At 51.8% G+C, this 8,623-nt stretch carries 13 protein-coding genes; 4 read left to right on the plus strand and 9 right to left on the minus strand.

The features are described from left to right. Positions 1-101: 101 nt before the first annotated feature. A complete protein-coding gene (def, locus tag T260_RS128480) occupies positions 102-656 on the plus strand; it encodes a peptide deformylase (RefSeq protein ID WP_011230557.1) in 555 nt (184 codons plus the stop codon). 52 nt (positions 657-708) lie between these two features. Here the strand turns inward: def and T260_RS128475 are convergent, their stop codons facing one another. Then, entirely contained in the window at positions 709-1,491 is a 783-nt protein-coding gene (locus tag T260_RS128475; protein ID WP_020278630.1) for a Cof-type HAD-IIB family hydrolase, read from the minus strand. A gap of 176 nt (positions 1,492-1,667) precedes the next feature. Between T260_RS128475 and T260_RS1000000140515 the strand changes: the two genes are divergently transcribed. The 3 genes from T260_RS1000000140515 to rnjA all read left to right on the plus strand — a co-directional run bounded on the left by T260_RS1000000140515 (position 1,668) and on the right by rnjA (position 3,828). Next, positions 1,668-1,802 (plus strand): hypothetical protein, encoded by a 135-nt coding sequence (locus T260_RS1000000140515; RefSeq protein WP_014195339.1) that lies wholly within the window; start codon positions 1,668-1,670, stop codon positions 1,800-1,802. Between the two features lie 146 nt (positions 1,803-1,948). Further along, positions 1,949-2,164, plus strand: a complete 216-nt coding sequence (locus tag T260_RS128470; protein ID WP_011230554.1) for a DNA-dependent RNA polymerase subunit epsilon — start codon at positions 1,949-1,951, stop codon at positions 2,162-2,164. Beyond that, on the plus strand, positions 2,161-3,828 hold the full coding sequence (rnjA, locus tag T260_RS128465; protein WP_011230553.1) for a ribonuclease J1: 1,668 nt from the start codon (positions 2,161-2,163) through the stop codon (positions 3,826-3,828). The genes T260_RS128470 and rnjA overlap by 4 nt, the downstream gene beginning before the upstream one ends. Positions 3,829-3,899: 71 nt before the next feature. On the opposite strand, the gene T260_RS128460 is transcribed toward rnjA, so the two are convergent. The 8 genes from T260_RS128460 to T260_RS0120375 all read right to left on the minus strand — a co-directional run. After that, a complete protein-coding gene (locus tag T260_RS128460; protein ID WP_011230552.1) occupies positions 3,900-4,562 on the minus strand; it encodes a potassium channel family protein in 663 nt (220 codons plus the stop codon). Between the two features lie 167 nt (positions 4,563-4,729). Next, the gene (locus T260_RS128455; RefSeq protein WP_011230551.1) at positions 4,730-4,972 is read right to left on the minus strand and encodes a YkuS family protein; all 243 of its coding nucleotides are present in this window, start codon (positions 4,970-4,972) and stop codon (positions 4,730-4,732) included. 55 nt (positions 4,973-5,027) lie between these two features. Beyond that, positions 5,028-6,161 (minus strand): N-acetyldiaminopimelate deacetylase, encoded by a 1,134-nt coding sequence (locus T260_RS128450; protein ID WP_011230550.1) that lies wholly within the window; start codon positions 6,159-6,161, stop codon positions 5,028-5,030. A gap of 59 nt (positions 6,162-6,220) precedes the next feature. After that, entirely contained in the window at positions 6,221-6,931 is a 711-nt protein-coding gene (gene dapD, locus T260_RS128445) for a 2,3,4,5-tetrahydropyridine-2,6-dicarboxylate N-acetyltransferase (protein ID WP_011230549.1), read from the minus strand. A 196-nt stretch (positions 6,932-7,127) separates the two neighbouring features. Next, positions 7,128-7,601 (minus strand): cyclic-di-AMP-binding protein CbpB, encoded by a 474-nt coding sequence (cbpB, locus tag T260_RS128440; protein WP_011230548.1) that lies wholly within the window; start codon positions 7,599-7,601, stop codon positions 7,128-7,130. A 102-nt stretch (positions 7,602-7,703) separates the two neighbouring features. After that, entirely contained in the window at positions 7,704-7,907 is a 204-nt protein-coding gene (gene abbA / locus T260_RS128435; RefSeq protein WP_013145903.1) for an antirepressor AbbA, read from the minus strand. Between the two features lie 125 nt (positions 7,908-8,032). After that, the gene (locus T260_RS128430) at positions 8,033-8,266 is read right to left on the minus strand and encodes a hypothetical protein (protein WP_011230546.1); all 234 of its coding nucleotides are present in this window, start codon (positions 8,264-8,266) and stop codon (positions 8,033-8,035) included. 48 nt (positions 8,267-8,314) lie between these two features. Next, a partial coding sequence (locus tag T260_RS0120375) for an EAL-associated domain-containing protein (RefSeq protein ID WP_031212799.1) occupies positions 8,315-8,623 on the minus strand: 309 nt, incomplete at its 5' end.

The raw sequence follows: 8,623 nt of genomic DNA on the forward strand, positions 1-8,623 counted from the left end.
ATAATATATTCGTGCGGTTGCGTTTTTATTTACGATCGATGCTCATTTTGTTAGACTAAACGATAGACAGCGATGCCAAACGTAGGGAGTGAACGAAGCGAATGATCACGATGAAGGACATCATCAAAGAGGGGCACCCGACATTGCGGAAAATCGCCGAACCCGTTCCGTTGCCGCCTTCAGAGGAAGATAAGCGCATTTTGCAAAGCTTGCTTGACTACGTGAAAATGAGCCAAGACCCGGAGCTGGCAGCTAAATACGGCCTGCGGCCCGGCATTGGCCTTGCCGCCCCGCAAATCAACGTCTCAAAGCGGATGATCGCCGTCCATGTCACCGATGAAAACGGGACGCTGTACAGCTACGCCTTGTTCAATCCGAAAATCGTCAGCCATTCCGTCCAGCAATGTTACTTGACGACCGGGGAAGGCTGCCTGTCGGTCGACCGCGACGTGCCAGGGTATGTGCCGCGCTATGCCCGCATCACGGTCACTGGGACGACGATCGACGGCGAAGAAGTCACACTGCGCTTGAAAGGGCTGCCGGCCATCGTCTTCCAACATGAAATCGATCATTTAAACGGCATTATGTTCTATGACCGCATCAACCCCGATGACCCGTTTCAAGTGCCGGACGGGGCGATTCCAATCGGGCGCTAAAAAGCCCGCTGTCAATGGCGAGCGGCCTCGCCGAAAAGGCCAAGGCCGCTTTTTATCGGATGAGCTGCAGCTGTTTCAATCCGTACCAAATGCCTTCCTTATCGACCGGTTTCGTAACGAAGTCGGCGACCCTTTTCACTTCCTCATGGGCGTTGCCCATCGCCACCCCGGTTCCGACGAACGAGAGCATTTCAATGTCATTCAATCCGTCGCCGAACGCGTACACATCCTTCTTATCGATCCCGAGCTTTTCGATCATCATGCGGATGCCTTCCGCCTTCGAGCCCCCTGCCGGCAGCACATCCGTCGAGACGTCATGCCAACGGACGAAGCGAAATTCGGGATAGTTGCGCACATACGGTTCTTCTTCCTCGGCGCGGCAAAACAGAAGCGCTTGATAAATGTCTTTGTTCTCATAATAAAGAGGGTCGACAGGCGGGTGGGCGAATTTTAGACTCGCCATGCTGACGTGGATGTGCGGATGGTCGCCGATGCTCGCTCTCATTTTCTCCGCATCCATAAAGACGAGCGGATGGCCGTTTTTGTGGGCTTCCTCTGTCAGCGCCCTGACTTTCTCGCGCCGGAGCGGCTGCTTGTATAACACGTTCCCTTCAAAAACGACGTACTGACCGTTGAAGCTGACGAACGAATCGATGCCAAGCTGTTTGCGCACATGCTCAAACATAAACGGAGCGCGTCCGGTGGCGATGGCGACATAAACGCCCGACTGCTTCAGGCGGCGAACCGCTTCGATCGTTGACAGCGGCAGCTGCTTTTGCTCATCAAGAAGCGTGCCGTCGATGTCGAAAAAGACGATTTTTCTGCCCACGTTCACTTCCCCTTGTTAAAAAATTGTTCATTGTCTACCGTACTGAAAAACGCCCGGAATGTCAACCAAGAGGCACGATCTGTTCCATTTTTACCCATGAAAAACAAACCTCCGCCTACATATCATATATAATAGAACATTTACTTTCGCCGCAAAATGAGTACAATAAAAGGTAAGGAGTGATGAAACATGTTGAAAAAGCTGAAAAAAAAGCTGCTTCAACAGTGGAAAGACCTGCTCCGGAAAAAATTGATCGCCTGACCGTTACAACAACAGCCCTTCCATTCGAAGGGCTTCTTTCCCACTTTGGCGAATAAAGCGGGCAACATTCGTCAAAGATGATGCATATCGTCGGCACATCTCACGCCTGTTTTTTGCTTTTGGCAACAAAATACATGAAAAGAAAGTTACATTCTTATATAATAGATAGAGCAACCATTGTACGATAAGGAGAGATTTCACGATGATTTTCAAAGTGTTTTACCAAGAAAACGCAGACGAGGCGCCCGTGAGAGAAAAAACGAAAACACTCTACATCGAAGCAGAATCAGAGCGGGATGTACGCCGAAAACTCGAAGGCCGTCCGATCAATATTGAGTATATTCAGCCGTTAGAGGGAGCGCATCTAGAATACGAAAAGAAAAGCCCGAACTTTCAAGTATTGGAGATTTCATCATGAAGCTGTTGACAGATCAGCAAGTTGGCGTTTTTGCCCTCGGCGGACTGGGTGAAATTGGAAAAAATACATACGGCGTACAATTCCAAGACGAAATCATTGTCATTGACGCAGGCATTAAGTTTCCGGAAGATGAGCTGCTCGGGATCGACTATGTCATTCCAGACTACTCCTATTTAGTGAAGCACGCGGACAAAGTGAAAGGACTGTTCATCACCCACGGGCACGAAGACCATATCGGCGGCATTCCGTATTTGCTCCGGCAGGTGAACATCCCGATTTACGGCGGCAAATTAGCGCTTGGGCTGATTCGCAATAAGCTTGAGGAACATGGATTGTTGCGCCAAGCGAAACTCATTGAGATTCGCGAAGACGATGTCATCCGCTTTCAAAAAACGGCCGTCACCTTTTTCCGGACGACACACAGCATTCCGGACAGCTACGGTATTGTTGTGAAAACGCCAGTCGGGCAAATCGTTCACACTGGGGATTTTAAATTCGACTTTACGCCGGTCGGCGAGCCGGCCAATTTGACAAAAATGGCCGAAATTGGGAAAGAAGGAGTTCTTTGCCTGCTGTCGGACAGCACGAACAGCGAGATCCCGCATTTTACGATGTCGGAGCGGCGCGTCGGTGAAAGCATTCACGACATTTTCCGCAAGGTGGAAGGACGCATCATTTTCGCCACATTTGCATCAAACATCCACCGTCTCCAACAGGTGACGGAAGCAGCCGTCGCCAACAACCGAAAAATCGCTGTCTTCGGTCGAAGCATGGAAGCGGCGATTGAGATCGGACAAGACCTCGGCTATATCAAATGTCCGAAAGGCACGTTCGTCGACGCGAACGAAATCAACCGCCTGCCGGCCAACCGGGTGACGATTTTATGCACCGGCAGCCAAGGGGAGCCGATGGCCGCCTTGTCGCGCATCGCCAACGGCACGCACCGGCAAATTCAAATCATCCCGGGCGACACGGTCGTCTTTTCCTCATCGCCGATTCCGGGCAACACGGTGAGCGTCAACCGGACAATCAACATGCTGTACCGCGCCGGCGCAGAAGTCATCCATGGCCCGCTCAACGACATCCATACGTCCGGCCACGGTGGGCAGGAAGAACAAAAATTGATGATCCGGCTGATGAAGCCGAAATATTTCATGCCGATCCACGGCGAATACCGCATGCAAAAAATGCACGCCAAGCTCGCCATCGACTGCGGCGTGCCGGAGGAAAACTGCTTTATTATGGACAACGGCGAAGTGCTTGGCATCAGCGACAAAGAAGCGCGCATCGTCGGCAAGATCCCGTCCGGCTCCGTCTACATCGACGGCAGCGGTGTCGGCGACATCGGCAACATCGTCTTGCGCGACCGCCGCATTTTGTCTGAGGAAGGGCTCGTGATTGTCGTCGTCAGCATCAACATGAAAGAGTTCAAAATCGCCGCCGGCCCGGACATTATTTCTCGCGGCTTCGTCTATATGCGTGAGTCAGGTGACTTAATCAGCGAAGCGCAAGTGTTGATCTCCAAGCATCTCGAAAAAGTGCTGGAACGGAAAACGAACCAATGGTCGGAGATCAAAAACGAAATTACGGAAACGCTCGCTCCGTTCTTGTACGAGCGGACGAAACGGCGGCCAATGATTTTGCCGATCATCATGGAAATCTAAAGAAAAAAGGGCGTCCTTGTAAAAGGATGCCCTTTTTCCGTCATCATCATGCACAGGCCGCCTGCCAGCCGTCAACCGACCACTTTTTCCTCAAACCGGTCAATGTCGCTGTCAGCGCCGATGACGACCAACACGTCGCCTTTGCGGATGATTTCCGAGGCGAGCGGGGAGACGATGACGCTTGTTCCACGCTTGATGGCGACGATGTTGATGCCATAGCGGGCGCGGATGTCAAGCTCCAAAAGCGAATGGCCGTCAAGCCGCTCGCTTGCCACGATTTCGACAATGCTGTATTTGTCCGACAGCTCCAGATAATCTAGGACGTTGTTGGAAATCAAGTTGTGGGCGATCCGCTCGCCCATGTCCCGTTCTGGATGCACGATTTGGTCAGCGCCGATTTTTTTCAGCACTTTCTCATGGTAATCGTTCGTTGCCTTGACCGTAATATGGTTGACGCCGAGCTCTTTTAAAATCAGGGTCGTCAAAATGCTCGCCTGGATGTTGTCGCCGATCGCGACAATGACATGGTCGAAGTTGCGGATGCCTAAACTTTTCAGCACGTTTTCATCGGTCGTGTCGCCGACGACGGCGTGCGAAGCGATCGACGCAAATTCGTTTACCCGGTCTTCATCAATATCGATGGCCAATACTTCCATCCCTTGTTCGCTCAGCGTCCGGCAGATGCTGCCGCCAAAGCGCCCGAGGCCGATGACGGCAAACTGTTTCTTTTTCATTGACACTCCTCCATCGTTGATCAAGCATTGTTTCTCCCCTTATTTTAGCAAAAAAGAAAAAGGAACGAAAACGTTCTTCGTTCCTTTTCCACCATTCCTTTACGCTATGCGATTTTGCCATTTCGCCCAAAAGCGGGCTGCAGCGCACACAGCCCGAACGTTCGTCATCAGCGAAGTTTTTCTTCGACTTTTTGGCAAATCTCTTCTGCGGTGAGCCCGCTCGCTTCAATGACCGGACCGGACGTCACGATGTTGTGAATGCCGGCGATATTGGCGTCCAGGCCGGTAATGACGCAGCAGTCGCAGCCTCTTGCGTCTTGCTCCCCTCGGAGCGGCACAACGTCATATCCTCGCTCTTTCAACGCTTCCTGTACGTCCGTCAACGATGGCTCAACACCAATTTTCGCCATCACAATCCACCTCCTCACACTCATTAATGTGTGTTGCTAGAGGCGGAACTATACTTCATTCTGCGTTTCCTTTCCATGAAAAATAGTCGATTAAAAACGCGATGGCGCGGTCGATCGCTTCCTCGTTCGGAGCCAGTTTTGCATGGTGCAGCCCATATGGTGAGGCGACGCCAAGCCAAAACATAAAACCCGGGATGTCCGCCAGCATATAGCCGAAATCTTCGCCAGTCATCGCTTCTTTGCAACGGATCACATTCACGCCGCCGTGCGCCTTGGCAAACTTCATAAATTCCGCTGTCAGATCCGGATCATTATACACTTCATGGTACATGGCACCGTAATCGATGGATGCTTCACATTCGTACGCGACTTCAATGCCATGCACGATCGCTTCAATCCGCCGCTTCACCTTCTGCATCGCTGCAGTCGACAGCGTCCGAATCGTTCCTTCGAGCCGGGCGTGCTCCGCAATGACGTTCTGCACCGTCCCGCCGGCAATTTTTCCGATCGTAATGACCGCGCTGTCGAGCGGATCGACGTTGCGGGCGACGATCGACTGCAGCTGCGTCACCAATGCGCAGGCGGCGACGACCATGTCATTCGCTAAATGCGGAAACGCCGCGTGGCCGCCTTTCCCCTTCAGATCGATAAACAGCTCCGACGTATTGGCAAACAGCAACCCTTCTTTCGTTGCAATCGTGCCGACGGGATATTCCGGCGCAATATGCAAGGCGACGATGATATCCGGCTTCCATTCCCGCATGATGTCGCTTTCTAACATCGGCTTTGCTCCGCCCGGTCCTTCCTCGGCCGGCTGGAATACAAACAGCAAATCGTCTTTCAGTGGATGATGAGCAAAATGGGTGAGCACACCAAGAGCGATGCTCATATGCACATCGTGGCCGCACGCGTGCATGCGCCCTTCATGTTTCGACCGATACGGCAAGCCGGTCTCCTCGCGAATCGGCAGCCCGTCCATATCGGCGCGGTAGCCGATCGTTTTGCGCGGCGATGTTCCGTTGACTTTGACGAAAATCCCCGTTTTCCACGTCCGGACTTGAAGCCGCTCTTGCGGCAGGGACTGGATATAGCGAAGCAAATATTGCTGCGTCTTAAACTCCTGAAACCCAAGCTCCGGAATTTGATGCAAGTCGCGGCGAATGGCGACAAATGGGCTGATCGCAGACATCGTCTCTCCTCCATGGGCAAAAAAGCTGTCCTCGTGTGAAGGGACAGCTTTTATGATGATTATAATTGGCGAAGCTCCTGCTTAATCTCCGTTTTCGCCCGCGTTTGCTCGTCGATCTGCTTAATGACGCGCGCCGGCACGCCGGCCACGACCGTATACGGCGGCACGTCTTCGACAACAACGGCGCCGGCAGCCACAACCGCTCCTTTGCCGACCGTGACGCCTTCCAAAATAACGGCATTCGCCCCGACGAGCACATCGTCTTCAATGACGACCGGCTTGGCTGATGGCGGCTCGATCACGCCTGCCAACACCGCGCCGGCGCCGATATGGCAGTTTTTCCCGACCGTCGCCCGGCCGCCGAGCACCGCATTCATGTCGATCATCGTTCCTTCGCCGACGACGGCGCCGATATTGATGACCGCTCCCATCATAATGACGGCGTTGTCGCCGATTTCGACATGGTCGCGGATGATGGCGCCCGGCTCAATGCGCGCCTTGATGCCTTTCAAATCCAGGAGCGGAATGGCCGAGTTGCGGCGGTCGTTCTCGACGACATAGTCCTCGATTTTGTCTTGATTCGCTTCGATTGCCGCTTGAATGTCTTGCCATTCGCCAAACACGACGCCGACGTTGCCCGTGATAAATGTTTTGGCGCTTGAGCCGAAATCGATGCCTTCGAGATCCCCTTTTATGTATACTTTGACTGGTGTCGATTTTTTGCTGTTTTGAATAAAGGAAATGATTTCATTGGCGTCCATCATCTTCATGGGCGATATCCTCCTTTACACCTGTATTCTTTTTTACTTTAGCAAAACAGAGATCATTGTGACAAGCACAAATTCATCGAGCAAAATGCTGTAAATATCTTCTCGAAGGCTTGCACTTGCGGAAGTTGCCACGCAGCTTCCGAACTGATCAGCCAAAGCCAGCTGCTCTTGTTATTGCACACGATTATCTTTCTGCTCATTGTTCAGCCTCTTTTCGGCCTAGCTTCCGGCCGCCATTAGGCCTGTGCAGCTGTTTATTCAGTTGCTTCAGTACTTCCCGTCGAGTGAAAATGCCTGCAAAATATCCGTCGTCATTTTCCACACACACGAACGGATGATTGACAATAAGCCCCACTGCCTTCATCAGGCTGTCGTCAAGCCGCAGGCGCGGAATGTTTCGGTTCATCACTTCTTCGACCTTCATCGTCTCGAGACGTTCAAATTCGATGCGCTCCAATCCTAAAATTGCATCCATCATCATCGTCATGCTGATGAGCCCATGCAGTTTATACGATGTATCGAGAACTGGAATCGCTGAATAGCCGGTTTTCGTCAGGACGAGCAGCGCATGATCCAAATAATTTCCCGGCTGCACATGCGCCACTTTATCCGCCGGAATCAGAAATGGCTTGACAGTCATTTGCATGAATTCATTGTGTTCCCATGTCATGCCGATGTTCCGCCTTTCTTCTGCATCTTCTCCTCTCCACATTGTTATCATACCATAAAAAAGACTATCGCTTCCTGCGATAGCGATAGTGCACAACAATTTTTATCCTTCCTCTTCCTCTGTCAACAGTCGGTCGTATAAACGCAACAGCTGCCGGTACCGGTGTTCATCGACCTCCTTGTCTCCGTTTTCGATATCCGCCAGCTCGGAGCGGATGAGCTCGAGTGCATATTGCTGGCTGAACAAAACGTCAAGCAATAACGCCGCTTCCTCGCCCGACAGCCTTGTCGGCAGCCGCTTCGTCATCTCCATTCCCCCTTTGCCTCTTCCGCTTCCATATATATTCGCCGGCAAAGGAAAAAAGTCGTGGAAAAAAGCGTCATTTGCGGACAGGCAAAAAGGCCACCCATATGAATGGAATGGCCTTTTTTTCAATAATAGCGCAACGCCAAATAACCAATGGCAAAAATGGCGAGCAAGACAGCGAGTACGTAAGCGAGGAACACCGGGTTGCGCAAGTAGGCATGCTCCTCGACCGTTTTCGGAATCGGCCCGTCAAGCTCCCCTTGCCAACGCTGTTGGCGTCCGAGGCGAACCGTATAGACGAACCCAATGACCGCGATCAATACAGAGAGGGCGGATAACACAAAAGTTAACTGTGCCATAAGTTTCACCTCATGTTTACTTTGCCGCAATGAGGCGATTTTATGCAGTCAATAATGGGCGTCATGCTCAAACAAATAGCTGTACGACAAGTCAATAAACAAGTAATGGCGCTCATCGATCGGATACGAATACGTCCGGATCGTTTCCCCTGTTTCAATATCCGTGTATAAATCGGACAAAATCCCTCTTCGGCGCGAGCGCATGCGAATAATGTTTTCCAAAAAATACGGGCGCCAGCTCCAGTTTTTCATATAATATTGCGGCTGAAGCTCCCACCGGCCGCCGCGCTTGAACATATTGCCCGACTGCTGGAAGCCGTCCTCATCACAAACATAAATGCGGAAGCAAACATCGTC

The organism is Geobacillus thermopakistaniensis (genome assembly GCF_000498995.1).
GTDB lineage: Bacteria > Bacillota > Bacilli > Bacillales > Anoxybacillaceae > Geobacillus > Geobacillus thermoleovorans.